20 protein-coding genes and 1 tRNA gene are annotated in these 22,964 nt (G+C 65.3%); 14 read left to right on the top strand and 7 right to left on the bottom strand.

Features of this window, described 5'->3' with window-relative positions; all coding sequences use genetic code 11:
* Nucleotides 1-11 precede the first annotated feature (11 nt).
* Genes ACN9M1_RS05685 through ACN9M1_RS05675 form a run of 3 tightly spaced genes read left to right on the top strand, consistent with a single transcriptional unit; the run spans nucleotide 12 to nucleotide 4,053 of the window.
* Nucleotides 12-1,580: an ABC transporter substrate-binding protein gene (locus ACN9M1_RS05685; RefSeq protein WP_426398142.1), complete on the top strand. Its 1,569-nt coding sequence runs from the start codon at nucleotides 12-14 to the stop codon at nucleotides 1,578-1,580.
* A 5-nt stretch (nucleotides 1,581-1,585) separates the two neighbouring features.
* Nucleotides 1,586-3,466 carry an acyl-CoA thioester hydrolase/BAAT C-terminal domain-containing protein gene (locus tag ACN9M1_RS05680; RefSeq protein WP_426398140.1) on the top strand — a complete coding sequence of 627 codons (1,881 nt, stop codon included), beginning with the start codon at nucleotides 1,586-1,588 and terminating at the stop codon, nucleotides 3,464-3,466.
* A complete protein-coding gene (locus tag ACN9M1_RS05675) occupies nucleotides 3,463-4,053 on the top strand; it encodes a peroxidase-related enzyme (protein ID WP_426398138.1) in 591 nt (196 codons plus the stop codon). Before ACN9M1_RS05680 ends, ACN9M1_RS05675 begins: the two co-directional genes overlap by 4 nt.
* Nucleotides 4,054-4,117: 64 nt before the next feature.
* On the opposite strand, the gene ACN9M1_RS05670 is transcribed toward ACN9M1_RS05675, so the two are convergent.
* Both ACN9M1_RS05670 and ACN9M1_RS05665 read right to left on the bottom strand, forming a co-directional pair.
* Nucleotides 4,118-4,360, bottom strand: a complete 243-nt coding sequence (locus ACN9M1_RS05670; RefSeq protein WP_426398136.1) for a hypothetical protein — start codon at nucleotides 4,358-4,360, stop codon at nucleotides 4,118-4,120.
* A gap of 60 nt (nucleotides 4,361-4,420) precedes the next feature.
* Complete coding sequence (locus ACN9M1_RS05665) at nucleotides 4,421-5,809, bottom strand: FAD-binding oxidoreductase (RefSeq protein WP_426398134.1); 1,389 nt, start codon at nucleotides 5,807-5,809, stop codon at nucleotides 4,421-4,423.
* A gap of 272 nt (nucleotides 5,810-6,081) precedes the next feature.
* Between ACN9M1_RS05665 and ACN9M1_RS05660 the strand changes: the two genes are divergently transcribed.
* Together ACN9M1_RS05660 and ACN9M1_RS05655 are read left to right on the top strand one after the other, a co-directional pair.
* On the top strand, nucleotides 6,082-6,339 hold the full coding sequence (locus tag ACN9M1_RS05660) for a DUF4242 domain-containing protein (RefSeq protein WP_426398132.1): 258 nt from the start codon (nucleotides 6,082-6,084) through the stop codon (nucleotides 6,337-6,339).
* A 204-nt stretch (nucleotides 6,340-6,543) separates the two neighbouring features.
* Complete coding sequence (locus ACN9M1_RS05655) at nucleotides 6,544-9,471, top strand: ATP-binding protein (RefSeq protein WP_426398130.1); 2,928 nt, start codon at nucleotides 6,544-6,546, stop codon at nucleotides 9,469-9,471.
* Nucleotides 9,472-9,473: 2 nt separating this feature from the next.
* On the opposite strand, the gene ACN9M1_RS05650 is transcribed toward ACN9M1_RS05655, so the two are convergent.
* From ACN9M1_RS05650 to ACN9M1_RS05635, 4 genes are all read right to left on the bottom strand, one after another.
* Nucleotides 9,474-11,774 carry a molybdopterin cofactor-binding domain-containing protein gene (locus tag ACN9M1_RS05650; RefSeq protein WP_426398128.1) on the bottom strand — a complete coding sequence of 767 codons (2,301 nt, stop codon included), beginning with the start codon at nucleotides 11,772-11,774 and terminating at the stop codon, nucleotides 9,474-9,476.
* A complete protein-coding gene (locus ACN9M1_RS05645; RefSeq protein WP_426398126.1) occupies nucleotides 11,771-12,238 on the bottom strand; it encodes a (2Fe-2S)-binding protein in 468 nt (155 codons plus the stop codon). The genes ACN9M1_RS05650 and ACN9M1_RS05645 overlap by 4 nt, the downstream gene beginning before the upstream one ends.
* Before the next feature lie 149 nt (nucleotides 12,239-12,387).
* Nucleotides 12,388-12,478, bottom strand: a tRNA-Ser gene (locus ACN9M1_RS05640).
* Nucleotides 12,479-12,602: 124 nt separating this feature from the next.
* Nucleotides 12,603-12,911 (bottom strand): DUF7696 family protein, encoded by a 309-nt coding sequence (locus ACN9M1_RS05635; protein WP_426398124.1) that lies wholly within the window; start codon nucleotides 12,909-12,911, stop codon nucleotides 12,603-12,605.
* Between the two features lie 782 nt (nucleotides 12,912-13,693).
* Here ACN9M1_RS05635 and ACN9M1_RS05630 point away from each other — a divergent pair.
* The 7 genes from ACN9M1_RS05630 (at nucleotide 13,694) to ACN9M1_RS05600 (ending at nucleotide 19,926) form a co-directional block, all read left to right on the top strand.
* Entirely contained in the window at nucleotides 13,694-14,713 is a 1,020-nt protein-coding gene (locus tag ACN9M1_RS05630; RefSeq protein ID WP_426398122.1) for a hypothetical protein, read from the top strand.
* A gap of 4 nt (nucleotides 14,714-14,717) precedes the next feature.
* Complete coding sequence (locus tag ACN9M1_RS05625) at nucleotides 14,718-15,521, top strand: DUF4239 domain-containing protein (protein WP_426398120.1); 804 nt, start codon at nucleotides 14,718-14,720, stop codon at nucleotides 15,519-15,521.
* 627 nt (nucleotides 15,522-16,148) lie between these two features.
* Nucleotides 16,149-17,270, top strand: a complete 1,122-nt coding sequence (locus tag ACN9M1_RS05620) for an extracellular catalytic domain type 2 short-chain-length polyhydroxyalkanoate depolymerase (RefSeq protein WP_426398119.1) — start codon at nucleotides 16,149-16,151, stop codon at nucleotides 17,268-17,270.
* Between the two features lie 38 nt (nucleotides 17,271-17,308).
* Complete coding sequence (locus ACN9M1_RS05615) at nucleotides 17,309-17,857, top strand: hypothetical protein (RefSeq protein WP_426398117.1); 549 nt, start codon at nucleotides 17,309-17,311, stop codon at nucleotides 17,855-17,857.
* Nucleotides 17,854-18,480 carry a hypothetical protein gene (locus ACN9M1_RS05610; protein WP_426398115.1) on the top strand — a complete coding sequence of 209 codons (627 nt, stop codon included), beginning with the start codon at nucleotides 17,854-17,856 and terminating at the stop codon, nucleotides 18,478-18,480. The genes ACN9M1_RS05615 and ACN9M1_RS05610 overlap by 4 nt, the downstream gene beginning before the upstream one ends.
* Nucleotides 18,481-18,597: 117 nt before the next feature.
* Entirely contained in the window at nucleotides 18,598-19,215 is a 618-nt protein-coding gene (locus tag ACN9M1_RS05605; RefSeq protein WP_426398113.1) for a hypothetical protein, read from the top strand.
* Nucleotides 19,216-19,308: 93 nt separating this feature from the next.
* The gene (locus ACN9M1_RS05600; protein WP_426398111.1) at nucleotides 19,309-19,926 is read left to right on the top strand and encodes a hypothetical protein; all 618 of its coding nucleotides are present in this window, start codon (nucleotides 19,309-19,311) and stop codon (nucleotides 19,924-19,926) included.
* Between the two features lie 356 nt (nucleotides 19,927-20,282).
* Here the strand turns inward: ACN9M1_RS05600 and ACN9M1_RS05595 are convergent, their stop codons facing one another.
* A complete protein-coding gene (locus tag ACN9M1_RS05595; protein ID WP_426398109.1) occupies nucleotides 20,283-20,915 on the bottom strand; it encodes a TetR/AcrR family transcriptional regulator in 633 nt (210 codons plus the stop codon).
* Nucleotides 20,916-21,061: 146 nt separating this feature from the next.
* On the opposite strand from ACN9M1_RS05595, the gene ACN9M1_RS05590 reads away from it, so the two are divergent.
* Both ACN9M1_RS05590 and ACN9M1_RS05585 read left to right on the top strand, forming a co-directional pair.
* The gene (locus tag ACN9M1_RS05590; protein ID WP_426398107.1) at nucleotides 21,062-21,955 is read left to right on the top strand and encodes an NAD(P)/FAD-dependent oxidoreductase; all 894 of its coding nucleotides are present in this window, start codon (nucleotides 21,062-21,064) and stop codon (nucleotides 21,953-21,955) included.
* 100 nt (nucleotides 21,956-22,055) lie between these two features.
* On the top strand, nucleotides 22,056-22,919 hold the full coding sequence (locus ACN9M1_RS05585; RefSeq protein ID WP_426398105.1) for a class I SAM-dependent methyltransferase: 864 nt from the start codon (nucleotides 22,056-22,058) through the stop codon (nucleotides 22,917-22,919).
* Nucleotides 22,920-22,964: the final 45 nt, after the last annotated feature.

Here is a 22,964-nt window from a genome sequence, read left to right as displayed (position 1 = left end):
AGGGAACAACCGTGAAACGCCTCCTCGCCTCGTCGCTTGCTGTTGCCCTGTTTGCCGCCGCCGGTGCGGCGGGCGCACAGACGCTGAACATCGCCTTTGCCGATCCGCTGTCGTCGCTGGACCCACAACTGAACAACCACGCGGGCGACCGCTCGGTCGACGTGCATTTCTGGGATCTGCTGGTCGAAAACAAGTGGAACAAGCTGCAACCTGGCCTGGCGCTGTCGTGGAAGACGCTGGACCCGAAGACGTGGGAGTTCAAGCTGCGCCCCGGCGTGAAGTGGCACGACGGCCAGCCGTTCACGGCGGATGACGTCATCTTCTCGTACCAGCGTGCGCGCAGCGTCCCGGGCAGTGTGGCGACGTTCGCAGGCTATTTGCGCACGGTGGAATCCGTCACCGCCAAGGACCCGCTCACGCTCATCATCAAGACGAACATCCCGAACCCGGACCTTCCGCTGAACCTCGCGTCCGTGCACATCGTCAGCAAGCACGTGGGCGAAAAGTCCGCCACCGAGGACTACAACGCCGGGCGTGCCGTGGTGGGCACGGGCCCGTACAAGTTTGTCTCTTACGTGCCGGGCGACCGCGTGGTGATGGCGCGCAACGACAGCTACTGGGGCGGCAAGCAACTCTGGGAGAAGGTCAACTACCGCTACATCAACAACGCCGCGGCGCGTACGGCCAACCTGCTCTCGGGTGAAGTGGACGTGATCGACAAGGTGTCGGTGGCTGACCTCGCGCGCCTGCGCCAGTCGCCCAGCGTGAAGGTGTTCGCCTACCCCGGCTTGCGCGTGATGCTGCTGCAACCGAGCTTCCGTAAGGGAGCCAACGAATTCATCACCGGCGCCGATGGCAAGCCGCTCGCGAACAATCCGCTGCTCGACGTGCGCGTACGCCAGGCGCTGTCGCTGGCGATTGATCGCAAGGCGATCGTCGATCGCATCCTGCAAGGTGCGGCCACCGTCGCCAACCAGTGGATGCCCGCCGACACCTACGGCTACAACCCGGACGTGAAGAACATTGCCTACGACCCGGCACAAGCGAAGAAACTGCTGGCCGATGCCGGCTTTCCGCAGGGCTTCAACCTGGTGATGCACGTGCCGAACGACCGCTACCCGCAAGGCCCCGAAACGGCCCAAGCGGTGGCACAGTTCTGGACGCGCATCGGCGTGAAGACCAAGGTGGAGGTTGTGCCCTGGTCGGTGTACTCCAGCCGCGCCAACAAGAATGACTACGCGATGAGCATGCTGGCGTGGGGTAACGGCACGGGCGAGGCGAGCTACGCGCTGGTCAACGTGCTGGCCACGGTGGACACCAAGAAGGGCCTGGGCGCCTCCAACTGGGGCCACTACAGCAACCCGGCCGTCGACAACGCGCTGAACGCCTCCACCGAGGAGTTCAACACCGAGAAGCGCGCCGCCATCCTGCGCCACTCTGTCAAGCTGGTGTCGGACGACGTGGGCGTGATGCCGCTGTTCCACTATCAGAACGTGTGGGCCGCCAAGAAGGGGCTGAAGGTGACGCCGATGACCAGCGACCGCACCGCGGCGCAGATGGTCACCAAGGACGGCAAGTAAGCGCCATGGGAACGTTCACGCTCAGCGTTACGCCGGCAGATGATCTGATCGACGTATCACGCCAGATCGTTGTGACGGGGCTGGTGCCCAGCGCACAGGTCGGCATCGTTGCGCAGACGCGTCGTGGCAATGACGTGCTCTGGCACAGCCGCGCAGCATTCATCGCCGATGCGCAAGGCACGGTCGATCTGACACGCGATGCGCCCGTCTCCGGCGACTACACTGGCGTCAGTGCCATGGGCCTGATCTGGAGCCAGCGCCCCGATGATGGCAAGGCGCGCGAGGTGTTTCCGCAACGCGTGACCGAACCGCTGACGACCACGCTCACGGCCACGGCGAATGGCGAGTCCGTCCACGCGAGCTTCGTGCAACGGCTGGCCGCGCCGGGTGTGGCACGCCACGACGTGTGCGATGAAGGACTGGTCGGCACGCTGTACCAGCCCGACCCATATGCGCACCCTGGCCTACGCCCTGCCGTGCTGATCCTCAACGGCTCGGGCGGCGGCATCAACGAACCGCGTGCGGCGCTGTATGCCTCGCACGGTTATGCCGCGTTTGCGCTGGCGTACTTCAAGGCGCCGGGGCTGTCGGATTACATCTCCAACACGCCGCTGGAGTATTTCGAGCGGGCCCTCACGTGGCTGCGCAAGCGCGTGGAGCCGCTGCATGACTTTGTCGCGGTGAGTGGCCAGTCGCGCGGTGGCGAACTGGCGTTGCTGCTGGGCGCGACATTCCCAGAGGCCGTGTCTGCGGTGATCGGCTACGTGCCGGGCGCCGTCGTGCACAGTGCGCAGAACGCCGCCGACCCGGCCATCGGCCGCGAAGGCCCGACGTGGCTGTATCGCGGCCAACCGCTGCCGCATCTGTGGGAAGGCAACCGCACCGCCAGCTGGGCACCGTTCGATGAAGGCCCCGCCCCACATCGGCATGAACGCGCCATCCGCACTGCGCTGCAGGACGCCGATGCCGTGGCCCGTGCCCGCATCCGCGTCGAACGCACGCGTGGGCCTGTGTTGCTGCTCTCCGGCACCGACGACGGCTCGTGGCCCTCGGGCGATTACTCGCGCATGGTGACCGCCAAGCTGGCCGAGGTGCGCCATCCCTACCCCGTTGAGCATTTCGACTACGAAGGCGCGGGCCACGCGATCGTCTTCCCCTACGTGCCGACCACGCAGCTCGTCTACGCACACCCGGTGTCAGGCCGCATCAGCACCGGCGGCGGCGAGCCGCGTGCCAACGCCCGCGCCGATGCGCAATCGTGGGCGGCAGTGCGACGTTTCCTCGCCAGCGCAGTGGCTGCGCGCGGCGCCTCCGTACCCGATTCTCGGAGCCTTTCATCAATGGACTTCACGCCCGCTCAAGATGTGGTCGACCAGGTTGCTGGCTTGGACGACGGTAGCGCCACGCATGCGCTGCGCCACGCGCGCGAGAAGGTCGCCACGGCCACGCAAGGTAGCTATGACGCGTTGTTCGACGCCGGCCTGCCCGGCCTCACGCTGGGCGAACGCCTGCTCGTGGCCCTCTACGCCTGCCGCCTGACGCCCGCGCCCGAGTTGGCCGAGCATTACCGCGCACGCCTAGCCAACACGCCCGTCGATGCCGCCGCGCTGCAAGCCGTAGACGATGGCGATATCGACACGCTGGCCGACACGCGCCTACGCGCCATCCTCACCTTCACGCGCACGCTCATCGAGCGCCCCATCGAAGGCGACCGTGATGCGCTGCTGCGCCTGCCCGCCGCCGGCCTCGCCACTGCAGACGTCGTGACGCTGGCGCAGCTCATCGCCTTCCTGTCGTACCAGACGCGGCTGGTGTCCGGCCTGCGCGCGCTGAACGCACTCAACGGCGCCAGCACCGCCACCGCCTCCACGGAGACCGCAGCATGACCGAGATCATCCGCGCCCACGGCTTCACCAACGAATCGCTGGAATGGAAGGCGTGGCTCGATGTGGTCGACCTCGACCGCGCCACGCCCGAGCAGATCGCCGTGCTGGAAGAGAGCCACCCGAAGGCGAAGACGTCGGACTACTACCGCTTTCTCGTCCACCAGCCGGAGATCCTGCGGCAGCGCTCGGCCGCATTCAACGCGATCATGTACGCGCCGGGCGGCCTGTCGCGTGCCGAGCGTGAACTCGCCAGCGCCGTGGTGTCGCGCGTGAATGGTTGCGTGTATTGCGCGTCCGTCCACGCCCAGCGCTTCGAGCAGTTGGCCAAGCGCAATGACGTCATCAAGCAGGTCTTTGAAGACCCGCATATCGCGGGCACGAATGCGCGTGAGCGCGCCATCGTGCTGTTCTCGATCGACCTGACCATGCGCCCCGGCGACGTGCGCAGTGAAGACCTGCAACCGCTTAAGGCCGCCGGGCTGACGGATGCGGAGATCCTCGATCTGATCCACGCTGTCGCGATCTTTGCGTGGGCCAACCGGTTGATGCTGAATCTGGGTGAGCCGGTGTTTCCAGACGCGGCATAAATACTGCGCCACTCAAAAGAACAAGCCGCAGGTTTGCGCCTGCGGCTTTTTTGTAGCCGAAAGGCTAGCGAACGCGGTCCGTCGTCGGCCCGTGCATGCCGTCGGTATAAGAATCGAATTTGCCGGCCTTTGCGTCGTCTGCGTAGACGTCGAATCGTGTAGCGAGCCCACCATCGGTGTAGGGATTGCGTGCCGCCATGGCCGCGCTGCCATCTGTGTACACATCCCGCGTGGCGCTTGCATGCGCCACGGTTGCACCCAACGCAGCGGCGATCGCCGCGACGAGGGTCCACAGTCTCCTGTCCATTTCACACCTCCTTTTCTGCAGGATCGGTTTCCCGCAGCCAACTGACCAAGATGGGCATGCTCACGACGCCGGCCGCACGTTCTGGTTGACCCGGAACAGGTTGCCCGGATCGTATCGAGCCTTGATCGCGGCCAACCTGGCGTAGTTGTCGCGGTAGGTCGCCTGCACGCGTTCCTGCCCTTCGTCCATCATGAAGTTCACGTAGGCCCCGCCTGCTGAATAGGGGTGCAGTGCGTCCCAGTAACCCTTGCACCAGTGGGTGATGCGCTCGCGCTGGGCAGGGTCGGGGTCAACGCCAACGATGACCGCAGCCCACTTCGAATCGCGGTAGGCAAACGGCGTTTCCTTGCGCCCCATGCGATGCACAGCGGCATCGATCGGATACAGGTGCATCGTTGAATGCATGGTCGGCAGTTGCGAGCCATGTTCCACATGCAGGGCAATCGCCTCTTCCGGCAGGTCGTTGACGAAGTCGGCGCGCCAGTACCACTGCAGGCCGGGCGGGTACAGCCCATCGAAGGCTGTTTGCAGCATCGGATAGGGCATGGTCCCTATGCCGTACAGCGCAGGCTGCTGCGCGCGCACCGGCGCGAACGCCTCTTCTGCCGTTGCAGGGTCGCCTGTGTAGCACCAGACGACGCCGCACATCTTCTGCAGATGCAGTTCCGGTGGGAACGGTGGCGCCGGCGGCACAGTGAGGAACGCGAAGAAGCCGTTGAGTTCGGGCGGTGCCTTCGGCAGGAAATCGCGATACCAGCGCAACACTTCCGCAGCTTGTTCCAGCGGCCACAGCGTGGGGCCCGCGATCACGTTGCTCAGCGCGTGCAGGCGGAACTCGAATGAGGTGACGACGCCGAAATTGCCACCACCACCACGCACCGCCCAGAACAGATCGTCATTGGTGTGCGCACTGGCTGTCACGAAGCTGCCGTCGGCGAGCACGACATCAACCGACAGCAGATTGTCGATCGTCAGACCAAAGCGCCGCGCCAGATGGCCAATGCCACCGCCGAGCGTTAGCCCGCCGACGCCGGTGGTGCTGATGATGCCGGCCGGCGTGGCCAGACCGAAGGCGTGCGTCGCATGATCGACATCGCCCCAGGTGCAACCACCTTCGGCACGCACCGTGTGGGCGACCGGATCGACGCGAATGCCGCGCAGACGGGCCAGGTCGATCACCAGACCGTCATCGCACACACCCAAACCACCGCCATTGTGAGCGCCGCCGCGCACCGCCAGCAGCAGGTCATTCTCGCGCGCGAAGTTAACCGACGCGATCACGTCGGCCACGTCCGCGCACTGCACGATGAATCGTGGCCGCTTATCGATCATCGCGTTATAGACGCGGCGGGCCGCATCGTAAGACGGATCGCCGGGCTCGATCAGCGCCCCACGCAACTGGGCGCGGAATGCCTCAACTGAGGCCTGCACCGTGGTGTCTTCGATCATCTTGGTCTCCTCAGCAGGCGTGGCCGAACAGTGTCTGGCGATGTCTGCAGCGCAGTTTGAATTGCCCGCATCACAACCGTTTCAGACTGGGAAACGGTGATGGAAGTCTAGGAAGCCGTCGTCGTCCGTTCTATCCGCTGCCTTGATCATTTTTGTGCGGACCGCGTGCGCGCTGCTGATAGTCAATACTGACTATTTGTTTTGCGCGATCTTCGGCCTTCAATGAAACGCAATGGCGGCATGGCCCGTCGACGCGTCAGGAGGTTAGACAAATGCCGCTATTCGTCATCGAACGCCAGTTCGCCGAGGCGTTGGAACTCCAAGCTGCAGGCGTTGCAAACGTGCAGAGGATCAATGCCGACGTGGGTGTGAACTGGGTCTTCTCCTTCCTCTCGGCCGACCGCAAGAAGACCTATTGCCTGTATGAAGCACCGAGCGCCGAAGCCATCCGGCAGGCGGCGCGCTTGGCCAACCTGCCTGCCGATGCAGTGATCGAGGTCACGCAAGTGCGTCCGGAGAGCTTTGCGTAGCGTGCTGTCAACATGCCCGTCGACATGCGCTGTACTCGCTGCAACCGACTGTGCCGGCCGGACGCCAGGTTCTGCGACGGCTGCGGTGCGTTGCTCTCGTCTGCGTCTTCAACGCCGGATACCACCGTCGGGGGCGCCCCGAATGCAGCAGCCACAGCACGCTTTGTCGGCCGTGAGCATGAGCTCGAGGTACTGGAGCGCTTGATGGCGCAAGCGCAGGCCGGCGCTGGCGGCATTGCCGCACTGGCCGGCGAACCCGGCATCGGTAAAACGCGCACCGCCGAAATCGTCGCCGAACGGGCCGAGCGGCGCGGTATGCGTGCACTCTGGGGGCGCTGTAATGAAGAGCCCGGCGCGCCGCCCTACTGGCCCTGGCAACAATTGGTGCGAAGCTGGATCGCGTCGCACGACGAGGCCAGCATCCGCCAAGCACTCGCGGGCGGGGTCGCGCCGCTCGCGGAGATCGTGCCGGACCTTGCCGATCGGCTGCCCGATCAAGCACTTGGCCCTGCAGTTGGCCCACTACGCGACCGCGCCGTTGCCGCGCCAAGCACCGAAGTCGCCCAGGCGCGCTTCCGGCTGTTCGATGCCGTGAACACCTTCTGGCAGCGCGCGGCACAACAACGCCCGCTGCTGCTGGTGCTCGACAACGTGCATTGGGCCGATGCGTCCTCGCTACGGCTGCTCGAATTTCTTGCGCCCGACCTGTGCGGCAGCCGCATTCTACTGCTCGTGACGTACCGCGACGTCGAGCTATCGAGGCAGCACCCGCTGTCTGCCACGCTGGGCGAGTTGGCACGCCAGCCGCGCTTCGAACGCCTGCGCCTCGGCGGGCTGACCCATGCCGAGACAGCGGACATGATGCAGTTGGCGGGTGGCGCAACCTTTGCGCCGGCGCTGGTCGATGCAATCCATGCGCAAACCGAAGGCAACCCCTTGTTCGTCGGAGAAATGACACGCCTGCTGGCGCAGGAGAGTTCATCGGGCGGCGCAGGCTGTGCGCTGCGCATTCCCGAGGGCATCAAGGAAGTCATCGGGCGCCGTTTGAACCGCTTGTCTGCGCGTGCGAACAAGGTGCTCACCGCAGCAGCCGTCATTGGCCGCGCCTTCGAGTTCCGCCTGCTGACCGCACTCGCAGACGATGTCGACGAAGACATCTGCAGCGCGGCCATCGACGAGGCCCTGCAGGCCCGTGTGGTCGAAGCCCTGCGCGAGCCCGGCCACTACCACTTCGCCCATGCCCTCTTCCGCGAGACGCTTTACGACGAGATCCCCGTGCCCCGGCGCAGCCGGCTTCACCTCAAGCTGGCGCGCGCCATCGAGATGATCCACGGGGACGATCCCGAGCCCCATCTGCCGGCGCTGGCCTACCACCACTGGGCGGCATTGCCCGGCGGAGATGCCGCACTGGCCGTGGACTACGCGCAGCGCGCAGCGCGGCGCGCCGACCGCCAACTGGCACACGAGGAATCGGCACGCTACTGCCAGATGGCACTGCAGGCCATGGACGCCGGCAGCGGCGTGTCGCGTGACACGCGCGAAATGCACGAAATGCGCTGCAGCCTACTCAATGCGCTTGGCACCGCGCACAGCCGCGCCGGCGACTGGCTTCAGGCCATGCAGACGTTCAAGGAGGCGGCACGCCTGAGCGTCGAATACGGCAATACACGGGAACTGGCAAACGCCGCGCTCGGCTTCGAAACGGCGAGCTGGAGCCCCGGGCTGCCCGGCGGCCCCGCGGCCGAGCTCCTGCGCGAGGCCCTCGCAGCCCAGGGCAGCGGCGACCCTGTGATGAGCGCGCGGCTGCTGAGCGCTCTGGCGCGCGCCCTCATCTTCAGTGGCGAGGAGGAGCAGGCAACCCGCGTGCATGAGCAGGCCATTGCGGTGGCACGCAGGGCCGGTGATCCCGCAACGCTGGCCGACACGCTGGTCGCCACGGTGTCGCTGCGCTGGCAGCACGAGCGCATCGCCGAACGCATCGCCGCATCGGACGAAGCCTATGAACTTGCCAGGCAGGCCGGCGACCCCATCCTGATGTGCGCGACGCGCGCCTGGCACCTCTTCGATGATTTTGAGCTCGGTGACATGGCGGCCTGGCGCGCGAATCTCGAAGAATACGAGCGCGGTGGAGAGACACTGCGCCTGCCGTTCGTCCATTACACCGCCAGCATGTCGCGCGCCATGCACGCACTGTTCGAAGGGCGCTTTGCCGATGCGGAGCGCCTGATACCGAGCGCTTACGAGATCGCACGACGCATGCCCGGCATGGATACCGCGGGCGTCTACGGCGTTCAGATGTTCATGCTGCGCCGCGAGCAGGGCCGGCTGCACGAGGTAGCGCCGCTGGTGGAGCATTTCGTTCAGCACACCAGCGCGATGGATATCTGGCAGCCCGGCATCGCCTTGATGTACGTCGAGCTTGGCCAACTGGAGGCGGCACGCAAAAAGTTCGACGCGCTCGCCAACAACGACTTCCGCAGGATCGCGCGCGACGGCGTCTGGGTGGCCAATCTCACCTACCTGGCCCTTGTCTGTCATGCCCTTGGCGATGCGGCCCGGGCGCCGACGCTCTACCGACTGCTTGCCCCTTTCAGCGGGCGCAACCTGGTGTTCGGCACTGCCATCGCTTCATTCGGCGCGGCCGACGCGATACTCGGCGCATTGAGCACAACAATGGGCGACTGGCCGCAGGCGCAGCAACACTTCGAGGCCGCGCTGGCAATGAACGAGCGCCAAGGTGCACGACCGGCGCTCGTGCGCACTCGCTTGGCCTTCGCCCAGATGCTTCTGCGCCGCGGCGTGCCCGCCGATCTCGCGCGTGCCGATGCCTTGCTGCACGCAGCCGAAGCGGAGGCGGCAACGCTTGGGATGGCCGGCTTGCCGGCATGCATCGACACCACAAGGGCGTTGGCCAAGGCCACGGCGGTCGAGCATTACCCCGCAGGCCTGAGCCGTCGCGAAGTCCAGGTGCTGCGTCTGGTCGCCCTGGGGAAGGGTAATCGGCAGATTGCCCGCGAGCTCTTCGTCAGCCCCAACACGGTGGCCAATCACGTGAGCAGCATCCTCGGCAAAACGCACAGCGCCAACCGGGCGGAGGCGGCAGCGTTTGCCATCCGGCACGCGCTGCTGTGAGATCAGACCATCGGCAACTGCCGCACCGGCTTGCGCGTTAACTGTGCAACAGCGTGCGCCACAGCCGGCGCAATCGGCGGCACACCAATCTCGCCCACGCCGCTGGGCTCGGCCGTGCTCGGCACGATGTGCGTTTCGATGATGGGCGTCTCGGCCATCTTGAGCGCCGGATAGTCTGGGAAGTTCGACTGCACGACCTGCCCGTCCTTGATATCGATCCGCCCGTAAAGCGCCGCGGTCAGACCAAAGATGACCGCGCTCTCGATCTGCTGCGTGACGATCCGCGGGTTGACCACCGTGCCGCAATCCACCGCACACACCACGCGATGCACGCGCGGCTTGCCGTCCTTCATCGATACCTCCACCACTTGCGCCACGACGGAGCCAAAGCTCGGGTGCAGCGCAATCCCACGCGCACGCGGTGCACCATCTGCGGCCGGTGCCAGCGGTTGGCCCCAACCGGCTGCCTGCGCTGCCGTGTCGAGCACCTTCAACTCACGCGGATGGGCTTTGAGCAAATCGCGCCGCATCGCCAGCGGATCGAGCTTGGCTGCCGCCGCGACATCATTTAGGAAGCCCTCCATGAAGAACCCGCTGTACGAGTGCCCGACGCTGCGCCAGAAGCCGATCGGCACCGGCAAGTCCACGGCCAGATGCGCGATGTGCTCGTGCTCGATCTCGTATGGCAGGTCGAACAGCCCTTCAGCCGTGTAGCGATCAATGCCCGCCGAGGGCGCACCGAACAGCCGGTCCAGCTCGCCCGCCAAGATGGATTGCCCTGCGCTGCGCGAGGCGATGGCCGTCACCTTGCCGTTCTCCACACGCGCCTTGAGCCGCGCGATGGCGTGCGGGCGATAGAAGTCATGGCGGACGTCTTCTTCGCGCGACCAGATGACCTGCACCGGCTTGCCCTCGGTCTTGGTGGCAATGGTCACGGCCTGGCCGATGAAATCCGATTCCAGCCGCCGCCCGAAACCGCCGCCGATGAACGGGATGTCGATGTGGACCTTATCACCGCTCACGCCTGCCGCACGCGCGGCCACCAGTTGTGCCAGCGTGGCGACCTGCGTAGGCGCCCAGAGGTGCACGCCGTCCTGCGTCACCTGCGCCGTGCAGTTGATCGGCTCCATGGTGGCATGCGCGAGATACGGTGCGGTGTACTCGGCCTCCACGAGGGTCGCGCCGTCGGCCTTGTCGAACGCCTTCAGGCCGTCGCCCATGGACCGATACGTGAAGCCGCCTTTGTCACTGTCGAGCGCGCTGACGAGTTGCTGCCGGATGCCTGCGGAATCGAGCGTGGCATGCGGGCCGTTGTCCCACACTGGCTCAACCGCTGCGAGCGCCTGGCGCGCCTGCCAGTAGTGGTCGGCCACGACGGCCACGCCGGGCGAACCTCCCGCGGCGCCATCAAATGGCACCACATAGCGCACGCCCGGCATGCCGAGCGCCGCTTTCGATTGAAACGTCTTGAGCTTGCCGCCAAACACCGGGCACATCACGACGGCGGCGTACAGCATGCCGGGCAGGCGCGTGTCGATCGAGAAGCGCGCGCTGCCATCCGTCTTGGCTGCCACATCGTTGCGCAGCGCCGGCTTGCCGATCAGTTGGTATTGCGAAGCGGGCTTGAGCGTGACGTTGGAAGGCGCGGAGATACCGCGCGCCGTCTTCGCCATGCCGCCAAACGTGGCCTGCTTGCCACTAGGGCCGATCAATTGGCCGTCTTTGATGCTCACCTGCGCTGCGGGCACATTCCATTCGCGCGCCGCAGCTTCCACCAACGCGGCACGCGCCGTGGCGGCCGCTTCGCGCACCGGCTGCCAGCCATCGGCCACGCTGCTGCTGCCGCCAGTGATGATCAGGCCGATCTCACGCGCGCTCTTGGACATCACCCAAGCCAGCGCACGTGCCCAGGCCTTGTCCTCACTGTCAGGGTGCACCGGCAGCGAGCCGATCCCCATGGCGACGACGTTGCCGTAGATCCGCTCCACCGGCGAGGTTTCGATGCTCACGCGCGCGAGCGGAATATCAAGCTCCTCCGCCGCCAGCATCGACAGCGCGGTGTGGATGCCCTGCCCCATCTCCACGCGCGGCATGGCCAGCACAACGTTGCCTTCAGGCGTGATCTTGATCCAGCCGTTCAGCGCGATCTCGCCGTTGTGTTCGGGAAAGACAGCCGCATCGCCCACGCGGCTGCGCGGCGGCATCACGCCCCAGCCCACTACCAGCGCGCCGCCGACACCGAGCGCCCCCAGCAAAAAGCGGCGACGCCCACGACTCCGGGGCTTGTTTGCTTTCGCGTTCATTTCTGCCCCTCCCGCAACGCCTTGGCGGCACGCTTGATGGCGACGCGCACACGCGGGTAGGTGCCGCAGCGGCAGATGTTCGTCATGGCGGCATCGATGTCGGCGTCACTCGGGTCTGGCACGCGGCTCAGCAGGTCTGCGGCGGCCATGAGCATGCCGGATTGGCAGTAGCCGCACTGCGGCACCTGTTCGTCAATCCAGGCCTGCTGCAGCGCGTGGCGTTTGCCTTCGCCGCCGGCCAGCCCTTCGATGGTGGTGATGTGCTTGCCGGCCACTGCCGCCACCGGCAGCACACACGACCGCACGGCCGCCCCGTCGAGATGGACGGTGCATGCGCCGCACGCTGCCACGCCGCAGCCGAACTTGGTACCGGTGAGGTTCAGGTGATCACGCAGCACCCATAGCAGCGGCGTGGCCGGGTCGCAGTCGACGCTGACCGGGCGGTGGTTGACGTCCAGATCCATGGGGCGGTGGTCTCCTAGCCTGTTGTGATTTTTTGCCGGCCAAGCGTACGTTCAAACGCCTGGGGGCGGCAATAGTGGTCCACCTCGACACGGCGACAGCCCAGAACGCAAAAAGGCCCGAGCACTTGCATGCTCGGGCCTTGGATTCCTGGCGGAGAGAGGGGGATTCGAACCCCCGATAGGCTATTAACCTATACACGCTTTCCAGGCGTGCGACTTAAACCACTCATCCATCTCTCCGGAAGCCCGCGATTGTAGCACACCGTACGGACTCGCCAAGTCTCCTTCCCTAACAAAAGGCCCTGCCTTGCCGACAGGGCCTTTCACATGCGTCGCCAACGCATCGGCCGGCATCCGTTTTCGGTCAATGCAGCGTCCCGCTGACCTCAGCCATCTGCATGGCAGCCTCTTCCATGCGCGATTGCAGGGTCTCCATGACCGTCGCGCGGATCGACTCGGCCTTCATCAGCAGGCGCAGCGCGATGTCGGCGCCACGGCTGGCGGCCACATGTTCGACGAAGGCGATACGTGCGCGTTCGTTGAGCGTGGCAACGTGCGCGGCCTCAGACCACACCTGCCACGCGGCAGGCTGACCCGCAAACTGCTCGCGGCGGCGCAGCAGATCCGAGTCGATGGCAGCGGCAATTTCAACGTCCTGAATGGTGCGGTTCATGGCAGTCCCCTTCTGTCTGTGTGCGGCGCCCTGTGCCGGGCGGGTGCGATCGGATTAACGCAACCTCCATGCCAGTTTTCTGGTGCACGCATTCGGCTTGTTTTGCCTGCATGTCGACCCATCACGAGCTGTTTAAAACGTATGGTGGGCGGACATTTACGGGTGCCATCCCCACATCGGTGGGGTGCGAATTCCTCATCTGAAAAATGCATGCAACGCGATTCGCCTGCGGTTCGTTACGTCGCGCGTTACGTAACGCGCGCGCTCGTTTGGTTGTGCTACGCGACAGTGGCGGCAGACGAAACTCGGCGAGCGCGCCCACGCACTGGTGAATGACATCGACAGCGTGGAGGCCAAATACGGCCCCATGGCCACCAACGTTGTGGGGACGTCGCGAGAACGGTAGCGCGTGACGATCTGAGCAGCCATATCCACGTGCAAGGCAAGGACGAAACGAGCCGCCGGCTCTCTGCCCTGCACGACATGAACGGCCGCCCGATTTCCCCTGCCGTCATCTCCAAGCCGTCTCATTTCCAAGTCGTCTTGTTTCTGTCCTGTGTCTTTCGTTAGGCCGTTGTCCGTGACTTCCGCCGCATTGGCGGACGTGCACGCGCGACGCACAGTGAACTTGCACCGATCCATACCCATGACGGAGCAAGCCCGGGCCGCACACGGCCCGCCCTGCCGACGAAGGTCACCATGCGACCCAACACCCCACACCTGCGGCACAGGCCGCCTTGCGCCGCCATACCGCGCATGCCACATACCGGCGGGAGGCCAGCATGATCCCGCTCGCCCTCATGCAGTGGCTGCGCCCGCGTGCGGCATCGCACAAGGTGCCGGTCACCGCCCTGGCCGAACAGCTGCGCGAAGAATGCGAAGCCATGGCCCGCTACGCCCTGCACCATGGGCTGCCGGTGGCGCCGGAGCTGATCGCCCAACTCGGTAGTCTGATCGACCGGCAGATGCCGGGGCACGCCACACCGCATGCCACACCGCACCACGCGCTGGCGGCCATCCACCGCAAGCTCGCGGCGGCCATCGCACCGGCCACACCGCAGGCTGTCACGCTGCTCGACGCGCAACATCGCAGCGACCACCCACTCGCGTGGCTCGGGCCCGTGCCGCTGATCCGGCTACTGACCACCGCCGCGATCGCCTTCCTGATCGCAGTCATTGCCACCGGCATGTCGCCCGATGTGTCGAGTGCGAATATCGACCGGGGCTTCCTGCAGTCCGACGGCACACGCCTGTTGTGGAACACCCTGTTCCTGCTGTTTTGCGCGGGGCTGGGGGCGTCGTTCGCGACGCTGTTCCAGGCACACCGCTATGTGGCGGCCTCTACCTACGACCCCAAGTACGACGCCTCCTACGGCGCGCGCTTGATCCTTGGCGTGATTGCGGGGCTGATCCTGGTGGAGATGCTGCCCGCGCAGTTGTTCGACCGCGGCAGCATGCACAACTTCGGCAAACCGGCGCTGGCCATGCTGGGCGGTTTCTCCGCCACGGCCGTGCACCGATTGCTGCAACGGCTGGTGGACGCGCTCGAAACCCTGGTGCGCGGCGATCGTGCTGCCGATGCGGATGCCGCCATGCAGGCCTATCGCGCCCGTGCCGCCAGCGAACGCACGCAGTGGCAGAGCGAACTCGCCGCCAACCTGATCGACCTGCAGCAGTCGCTCGACAACACCGCCTCGCCCGAGGCCATGCGCCAGCGGCTTGCCGATTTCACGCGCGCCATGCTGGCCGCCAGCGACCCGGCCGCTTCCTCTTCCCGAGACACATGGCAACCCAAGGAGTGAACCCATGCTGTTCCTGTACAACATTCCGGCCTGGGCGATGGGCGCGGTGATCGTCTTCGTCACGCTTGCGGTCGCGCTGGGCGGCTATGCGCTGTTCCGCCGCTGCTTCCCGATCGTGCTCGACGCCGAGCAACGCAGCATGACGGTGGCGATGATGGCCGCAGTCACGACCATCAACTCGCTACTGGTGGCGTTCTCGGCCATCTCGGTGTGGGGCGCCTACCAGGCCGCCGCCGACATCGTGGCGGCCGAAGCTGCCTGCGCCACCGAACTCGCGCATGACCTCTCGGCGTTCTCGCACCCGAGCGCCTCAGTCGCACGGCGCGAACTGATCGTCTATCTCGAACGCGTTGCCCATGACGAGTGGCCCAGCATGCAACAGCGGGCACGCCCTGACGATGGCGCCGAAGCCGCATTCGACCGCATGTTTGCCACCGTCAACCGCGTCACACCGAGCGACGATCGCGAACGCGTCCTGCTGATCGAGGTGCTGGGCCGCGTCAACGAGATGGTCAAGTACCGCGAGAAACGTCTGCAAAACCTTGACGCCGCCATGCCCGGCACGCTCTGGGGCGTGATGCTCATTGCGAGTGGCCTGTCGTTACTGCTGCTCTATGCGTTACCCGCCACGCGCTTTCACGTTGCCCTGGTGACGGTGTGGGGCGTCACACTCGGCCTGGCGTTCTTCTTTGTGCTGGCCGTGGACCGCCCCTTTGCGGGCGAAGTCAGCGTGAGTGCGGCACCCATCGAGCGGGCGCTCCAGGTGCTCTCGGAAGACGAGGGGCTGATGGCACCCCGGCCCCAGTAGCGCCCCGCGTATGCGCGTGCGAACAGCATGGACGACGGTCCGGAGGCCACGAATGCCCGAGAAACTTGCATGAATGAAGGTCTGAGGTCCATTGATGCTGCAAAAAGCGGCATCAACGGGGTGCCGAGACCCGTGAACGCATAAAAAAGCAGCATGAACGGGTGGCCGAGACCCATGAATGCTCAAAAAAGCAGCATTAACGGAAGTCCAAGGCCCATGAATGCATAAAAAAGCGGCATGCATGGAGGCCTGAGGTCCGTGAATGCCGAAAAAAGCAGCATCAACGGGAGTTTGAGACCCGATGGTGGCTCTTTGGGGGTCAACGCCGACAACGCCACTGGGCCGCGGCCTTCGCGGGAACCGACAAGACTCAGTCCACCGCTTGCCTGAAACGCACGCGCCCCCGCTTTGATTGCTCCGCACGTGCACGCCCACGCTGCCCACAGCGACAGTCCGCCCCAGCGCGCCGTCGCTGTTTTTTTTGGGCGGTCACGTGATGCGTCATAGAACGCCGTCCCTGTCATCCCCCCTATTCAAGCGCGGTGCGCGCCTGCCTACGCTGCATCCACAGCAACACGTTCCCCAACGTTCCCCCACGTTCGACAGACAACCGACCAGGAGCCCAGGATGCACCCCACGGTAGAGCACGCAACCCGCAAGACTTACTCCCATCACGATTGCCAGCGCGCGCGCGCCTGGTTGAACCGGACGGCCTGCATTGCTGCCGTCGCCGCATTGCTGACCAGCGTGTCGGATGCCGATGCCGCGCCCCCCGCCACACTTGGCGCATACGGCGCCGACCTGAAGCGCGTTTCGGCATCGGGCCTGTCTTCCGGCGGCTTCATGACCGCGCAGTTCGACGTGGCGTATTCGGGTGAGCTGATCGGCGCCGGCATCGTCGCAGGCGGGCCGTACCACTGCGCCGGGCTGTCGGACCTGGTCGCACCGTTTGCCGCCTCGACCTCGCTATGCATGCAGCCGATCGGCGACGCGCCTTCCGCCGATGACGCCTGGCGCGATGCACAAGCCTTCGCCAAGCGCGGTCTGATCGACGACCCGGCCAACCTGCGCAAGCAGCGCATCTACGTCTTCAGTGGCGCCAAGGACAGCGTGGTCGCCACGAAGGTGGTCGACCAGACCGCCCGCTTCTATGAGGTGGCCGGCGTGCCGGACACGCAGGTCAGCTACCGCAAGCACCCGGATGCCGGCCACGCCTTCGTGACTGACCGGCCGCAAGACATCGCATGCGACGCCAACCGCAGCCCCAACATCAACAACTGCGGCTTCAAGCAATCGCACGACATCGTGCGCTGGATCTACGGCACGGCCGACGCACCGCTCAACCCGCCTGCCGAAGTGGCGCACGGCAAGGTACTCACATTCGACCAGACACCGTTCGACAAAACGCACCGCGCATCGCTGCTCAAGAGCGGCTACGTGTACGTGCCTGCCGCATGCGAGGCCGGCGGCTGCGCCGTCCACGTGGTCTTCCATGGCTGCACGCAAAGCGCCGAGACCATCGGCGAGCGCGTGGTGCGCGACGTCGGCTACAACGAGATCGCCGACACCAACCGCCTCATCGTGCTGTATCCACAGGTGGCCAAGTCTTCCGCCAACCCGCTCGGCTGCTGGGATTTCTGGGGCTACACAAGCGCCGACCCGGATCGCCCCGACTTCTACACGCGTCAGGCACCGCAGATGGCTGCTGTGATGAAGATGATCCAGCGCCTGGGTCAAGTGCGCCCGTAAGTCCCTCGTCTCCACGAACCTCTTGCCAGAAGACGCCCATGCTCGCCAACCTGATCACTCAGTTGCAGGCCGCCCAGCGCGACGCCCTGCAACGCTGGACCCACGCCGTCGCCGATGCGGCCACCCGCTCCCCGCTGCCCGCAGCAGACCTTGATGCCTGGCGCGGCCTGACCCTGGCCGCCCTGCAGGCCGGCCAGCATTACTCCACTGCGTGGCACTCGGCGCTCGATGCCGGCTGGCGCGAGCAGCGCGATCGCCTGGCGCTCGACGGCTCGGCTGATGCGCTGCGTGCGCTCGCCACGCTGCATGCCGATCTCGCCGCGCGTGCGGGTGCGGCCCGCGCCAAGCACGCCGACGCTATGGCCGCATCTGCCGCGCAGTACCTGCAGGACCTGAACCAGGCACGCGACGCCACCGACATCGCCCTGGCCCTCACGTGCCTGACCACCGACAGCCAGGCCCACAGCCGCGAACACGGCATGCAGCTCGCCATGCTCGCCAGTGGTCTGCAACCGGCACTCACGCAGTGGACCGAGCGCGCACTGTCGCCCACCCGGACGACCAGCACCCCGGAGGCCGCGTCATGAACATCCACCTGCGCTTCATCAACCGCTCCAACGATTGCGGCAACAGCGAGGTCGTGCTCTTCCAGCGCAACGTCATGCCCGATCTGGAAGAACTGGCGATCGCCTGGAAAGTCATCCGCTTCTGCGGGCGCGATTGCATGCACCCGTTCGTGTTCTCGACCGAGCTGGAGGTCTCGCTAGGCGATGAGCATGGCAATTTTTCGCCGCGCGTGGCGGCACACCCCGGGGATCGGCTGCTGGTCACGCCGCACCCGACCGGACGTGGCCGGCTCGTTCACGGTGCGGTGGAGCACGGCACCAGCAGCGCTGATATCCAGGTCGTCAATCGCCTGGGCCGCGGCGCTGTCAACGTCAACGCGTTCAGCGCCGGCAAGTTGCTGGCGGCCAAGGTGGCCGTGGCGCCAGGGCAAAAGGCGGAGTTCCGCTTCACGCCGTCGCTCTGGATTGGCGTGGCCTCGGGCATTGAGGAAGGCCGCTCGCTGAACGCGGCGGTGCTGTCGTCCACCAACGCGCTGCTGCAACTGGCCGGCATTGCCGCCGCCGACATCGTGATGCGCGGCGGCGGCAGCGGCAGCGGTGCGCAGCCCTTCAGCTTCACGCTGGAAAACGTTCAGCACCTGTAACGCATTCCCCAACCCATTGTTTGACGACCTGCCCATCGAAAAACCTGGCAGGCCGGAGGCAAGGTGCGCGGCAAACCGATTGCCGCTTGTTCGACTCTCTCGACTCAGGAGCCCGAAGTGGATATCCAACTGAACTTCATCAACCGTTCCAACGATGCCAACAATTCCAGCATCGTGATCTTCCAGAAGAACGTCGCCACCGACTTCGACGAACTGGCCATCGCCTGGAAAGTCATCCGCAACTGCGGCCAGGGCGACAACCACCCGTTCAAGTTCCCGATGACGATGGCCGTGAGCGCCAGCGACAGCTACGGCAACTACATGCCGCAGCAGCTTGCCACCAACGGTCAGGTATTCCAGGTGGTGCGCTCCACCTCGGGCGACGTGCTGCAGCTTTCCACCGACGCGGGCAACAGCTCGGAAGTGCAGGTGCGCAATGATCTGCCGAGCGGCGCGGCCAACGCGACCATCTACAAGGACGGCAGCGCGCTGGCGATCAAGACGTCGATCGCTCCGGGCCAGAAGGCGGTGTTCCAGTTCAAGCCGACCATCTGGATTGGTGTGGCGTCGCAGATCGAGCAAGGGCAGTTGCTGAATTCGGCCGTCATCTCCGACATCAACACCGAGCTGTCGCTGCTGGGCATCGCCAGCGCCGACATCGTGCTCACCGGCGGCGGCCCCGGCCCGAAGTCGCAGCCGTTCACGTTCCGGCTGGAAAACGTGGTGATGGCGTAAGCGCCCCGGCGCCCTCCCCACTGCCCCCGATGGCGGCGCCGCGCGTGCCGCCCGGGTCACCCTACTCACCTCACCCTCATCCCCCAAGCTGCCATGGACATCAAACTCAACTTCATCAACCTGTCGAACGACAGCAACAACAGCCAGGTCGTGCTGTTCCAGAAGAACGTGTCGACCGATTTCGACGAACTGGCGATCGCCTGGAAAGTCATCACCAACTGCGGCCGTGGAGACAACCACCCGTTCGTCTTCCCGATGCAGACGGCCGTGAGCGCCAGCGACGCTGACGGCAACTTCATGCCGCGCAAGGTGGCCGAGAACGGCCAGATGTTCAGCGTCACGCGCGCGGCCTCGGGCAACGTGCTGGCACTGTCCGGCCGTTCGCCCAGTTCGCGCGAGATCCAGTTGCGCAACGACCTGCGCACCGGCGCCATCACCGCTTCGGTGTTCAAGGACAACCGCCTGCTTGCGCACAAGACCGGCATCGTGCCCGGCCAGAAGGCGGTGTTCGAGTTCAAGCCCACGCTGTGGATCGGCACCGCCTCACAGATCGAGCAAGGCGCGGTGATGAATTCCGCTGTGCTGTCGGACATCAACACCGAGCTGTCGCTGCTGGGCATCGCCAGCGCCGACATCGTGATGACGGGCGGTGGCAGCGGCACCTCGGCCACGCCGTACGTGTTCCGCCTGGCCAATGTTGTGATGGGCTGACGGGAGTGGTCAGCCCCCAGGGTCGGAGCCCCACGCTTCGGCCCGCCCTTTCGCCGGCTCGTCGGGAGCCGGTTTTTTTGGGTTCATCGCCGATCTAGGGGGGGAATGCCCCAAAGCGCCAGCTTCCGGCAACTGCAACTGGCCGTAGGCCGTAGTCGGCCCTTCTCTGTCGCTCCACTCAGGCCACAGTAGCGACCGCTATCGTATGCAAAGCGGCCTCTGCCCTGCCCGCTCGGGCGGCTTTTGCGCTCGTGCAATGGCCACGCCCATCAGTCGTCCACGCATCATCCATAGGTTGCTCGGCGAACAGCGCATGCAATCGCTGCGTGTTCTTCATCGGCCGTAATAGCGCACCTTCAGATGCCACCGTGCGCGGCGATGAACATGGCAACGGCCGACCGGCAATAGGATTCGATTTCGTTGTCGTCTTCTGCGCTCGCCTCATCGAAGCGCGCGATCAGCAGGAGATCGGATCCTTTGAAAAGCGCGGCAAACAAGCGTGCGGACAGGTGCGCATCGGGTACGTTCAGCATCCCTTTCTCGTGCAACTGACGCAACACGGCCTCGATGTGGGCGATGACACGGGCGGGCCCGGCTTCGTAATGAAGCTTGCTTAACGACTGTTGATTCGTCTTGTCGGCCAAAACCATCGCTTCGACACTGCGCACGTCCGGGCTCAACAGCGTGCGAAGCAGGGACGATCCCACAGCCACCAGCTGATCTTCGGCCGACCCGTCCACGCTTTCAGAAAGGGCCTGCGGTGCAAATTGATCGCAGCGGGCCACCATGGCTGCGCTGAACAGCGCCTCCTTGTTCTCGAAGTGCCGATAGATGCTCAGCTTGGATATCTTCGCCCGCTGCGCGACCTTGTCCATGGTCGTCGCTTGAAAACCCAGTTCCACAAAGAGTTCGCAGGCGGCGTCGACGATCGTTTGGCGAAGCGCCTCGTTGGCAGGCCGGCCGCGCCGGCCCTGGCTATTTTCGGTCACGGCAATTCCAGTACTTGACAGTATTCAAATTGGTTAATACGATACCACTCAGTATCTCAATGTGCAAGCCAAGGGCGGGTTTCAACCGGTTGTGCTGATCAGGTTTCCCCGGCCCACCCTTCATCCACAACTCGGAGCCCCTCACCATGAATGACGTCATCATCATCGGCGGCAGCTTTGCCGGCCTCGCCGCCGCCCTGCAGCTTGGTCGTGCCCGCCGCAAGGTCACCGTGCTCGATACCGGCCGGCCGCGTAACCGCTTTGCCGGCCACTCGCATGGCCTGCTCGGCCACGATCACAAGCCGCCGCTGGACATCCTGGTCGGGGCACGGCAGCAGCTGGCGCGCTATCCAACGGTCAGCCTCGTCAACGCCCGGGCCGAGAGCGTGTCTGGCGCCATCGACGATTTCTGCGTTGTCACTGACGATCACGAAACCCTGAGGGCGCGCCGTCTGATCCTGAGCTATGGCGTCGTTGACCAGATGCCTGATGTTCTGGGCTTTGCCGAAAGCTGGGGCACGTCCATCGTGCCGTGCCCGTATTGCGACGGCTTTGAAGTTGCCGGCCAGCATTGGGGCCTTGTCTGGTCCAGCCCGCAGTCGTACCAGTCTGCCAAGCTATTCCGCGATTGGACTGATAAGTTAACTGTCTTCGCCGATGGTCGTGACATTGCGCCCGACATTCAGGCCGATCTGGCGCGCCGCAACATACCCCTCGTCGATGGCCGGATCGTCGAGATCGCGCACGAGAAGGGCCATATCGCCACCGTCAATCTCGATACCGGTCGCAATGTCGCGGTCGAAATCTTGTTCGCCAATCCGCGTAACAAGCCATCCGCAAGCCTGCATGAATCACTGGGCCTCGCCACGCTCGATACGCCCACCGGCGTGGTCCTCAACGTCGACGACCGACGCCAAACCAGCATGCCCGGCATCTACGCCGCCGGCGACCTTGCCACGCCCTTCTTGCCATCGGTTACCCAGGCGTCCTCGCAGGGCGCAATGGCTGGCATCTTCGCACAGCAATCGATGGTGGTTTGAGAGCACAGATTCCCTGCGCCCGTTGAGTCGTCGCCTTCGAAAAGGTTGGCGTAGATCGGCGCGGCAAAAGGCGGATCGTCGAGTCAAGCAAGGAGATGACATGACAAAGCAAAGTGCCTATCAGGTCGGTGACTGGAATGGTCAAAGCGGGGAGCGCTGGGTCGCCAACCAGGCCCGGCTCGATGCTATGGTGGCGGTGTTCGGCCAGGCCGCGATAGAAGCCGCCGCGCTCGCGACGGGTGAGCGCGTGCTGGACATCGGCTGCGGCGCGGGCGCGTCGAGTCTGGCTCTGGCAGCCCGCGTCGGCGCGGGGGGCCAAGTGCTGGGCGTGGACATATCCAAACCGCTGATCGACCGAGCGCGCGCGCTTGCACGACCCGATACGCCGGCCCTGTTTCAGGTGGCCGACGCCAGCAGCGCAGAGCTGCCGGAAGGCGCGTTCGACATCCTGTTCTCGCGTTTCGGCGTGATGTTCTTCGACGATCCGACAGCGGCGTTCGCCCATATGCGACGCGCGCTCCGGCCGGGCGGCCGGGTCGCTTTCGTCTGCTGGCGCGGTGCGGCCGAGAACGATTGGGTGCGCCTGCCGATGGGCGCGCTCAAGGGCATTCTCGCCCCGAGCGCGCTGCCCGATCCCAAAGCGCCCGGCCCATTTTCGTTCGGCGACCGGCAGCGCGTGGCACGCATCCTGACGGCGGCCGGCTTTAGCGATATCGCTATCGCGCCCTTCAACGCGGCCGTCCCGTTCGGCGAGGGCGAAACGCGGGACGCTGCGATCGACGACGCGGTAAAGATGACGCTTGAGGTCGGCCCGCTGTCGCGTGTGCTCGCTAATCAGCCCGACGACATCCGCGCCCGCGCCTCGGCCGCAGTGCGTGCCGCCTTTGCGAACCTTCCCGGCGAGAGGTCGGTGATGATCAACGGCGCGGCGTGGATCGTCATGGCGCGCAATCCGGCAAGCTGACAGGTTACGTCGACCAATCTGTTAGAACCGGCAATTCCTCGTGTC

This window comes from Ralstonia sp. R-29, assembly GCF_049913345.1.
Taxonomy (GTDB): Bacteria; Pseudomonadota; Gammaproteobacteria; order Burkholderiales; family Burkholderiaceae; genus Ralstonia.
The sequence above is the reverse complement of the archived record's forward strand: the minus strand, read 5'-3'. Positions and strand labels throughout refer to the sequence as shown.

What these genes read in the sequence shown, in the direction of transcription:
- ACN9M1_RS05665 (WP_426398134.1), bottom strand. Translation starts at nt 5,809, where the DNA reads ATGATCGAAGACACCACGGTGCAGGCCTCAGTTGAGGCATTCCGCGCC.
- ACN9M1_RS05615 (WP_426398117.1), top strand. Translation starts at nt 17,309, where the DNA reads ATGCTCGCCAACCTGATCACTCAGTTGCAGGCCGCCCAGCGCGACGCC.
- ACN9M1_RS05680 (WP_426398140.1), top strand. Translation starts at nt 1,586, where the DNA reads ATGGGAACGTTCACGCTCAGCGTTACGCCGGCAGATGATCTGATCGAC.
- ACN9M1_RS05675 (WP_426398138.1), top strand. Translation starts at nt 3,463, where the DNA reads ATGACCGAGATCATCCGCGCCCACGGCTTCACCAACGAATCGCTGGAA.
- ACN9M1_RS05625 (WP_426398120.1), top strand. Translation starts at nt 14,718, where the DNA reads ATGCTGTTCCTGTACAACATTCCGGCCTGGGCGATGGGCGCGGTGATC.
- ACN9M1_RS05655 (WP_426398130.1), top strand. Translation starts at nt 6,544, where the DNA reads ATGGCGCAAGCGCAGGCCGGCGCTGGCGGCATTGCCGCACTGGCCGGC.
- ACN9M1_RS05650 (WP_426398128.1), bottom strand. Translation starts at nt 11,774, where the DNA reads ATGAACGCGAAAGCAAACAAGCCCCGGAGTCGTGGGCGTCGCCGCTTT.
- ACN9M1_RS05585 (WP_426398105.1), top strand. Translation starts at nt 22,056, where the DNA reads ATGACAAAGCAAAGTGCCTATCAGGTCGGTGACTGGAATGGTCAAAGC.
- ACN9M1_RS05630 (WP_426398122.1), top strand. Translation starts at nt 13,694, where the DNA reads ATGATCCCGCTCGCCCTCATGCAGTGGCTGCGCCCGCGTGCGGCATCG.
- ACN9M1_RS05600 (WP_426398111.1), top strand. Translation starts at nt 19,309, where the DNA reads ATGGACATCAAACTCAACTTCATCAACCTGTCGAACGACAGCAACAAC.
- ACN9M1_RS05645 (WP_426398126.1), bottom strand. Translation starts at nt 12,238, where the DNA reads ATGGATCTGGACGTCAACCACCGCCCGGTCAGCGTCGACTGCGACCCG.
- ACN9M1_RS05670 (WP_426398136.1), bottom strand. Translation starts at nt 4,360, where the DNA reads ATGGACAGGAGACTGTGGACCCTCGTCGCGGCGATCGCCGCTGCGTTG.
- ACN9M1_RS05660 (WP_426398132.1), top strand. Translation starts at nt 6,082, where the DNA reads ATGCCGCTATTCGTCATCGAACGCCAGTTCGCCGAGGCGTTGGAACTC.
- ACN9M1_RS05620 (WP_426398119.1), top strand. Translation starts at nt 16,149, where the DNA reads ATGCACCCCACGGTAGAGCACGCAACCCGCAAGACTTACTCCCATCAC.
- ACN9M1_RS05590 (WP_426398107.1), top strand. Translation starts at nt 21,062, where the DNA reads ATGAATGACGTCATCATCATCGGCGGCAGCTTTGCCGGCCTCGCCGCC.
- ACN9M1_RS05635 (WP_426398124.1), bottom strand. Translation starts at nt 12,911, where the DNA reads ATGAACCGCACCATTCAGGACGTTGAAATTGCCGCTGCCATCGACTCG.
- ACN9M1_RS05610 (WP_426398115.1), top strand. Translation starts at nt 17,854, where the DNA reads ATGAACATCCACCTGCGCTTCATCAACCGCTCCAACGATTGCGGCAAC.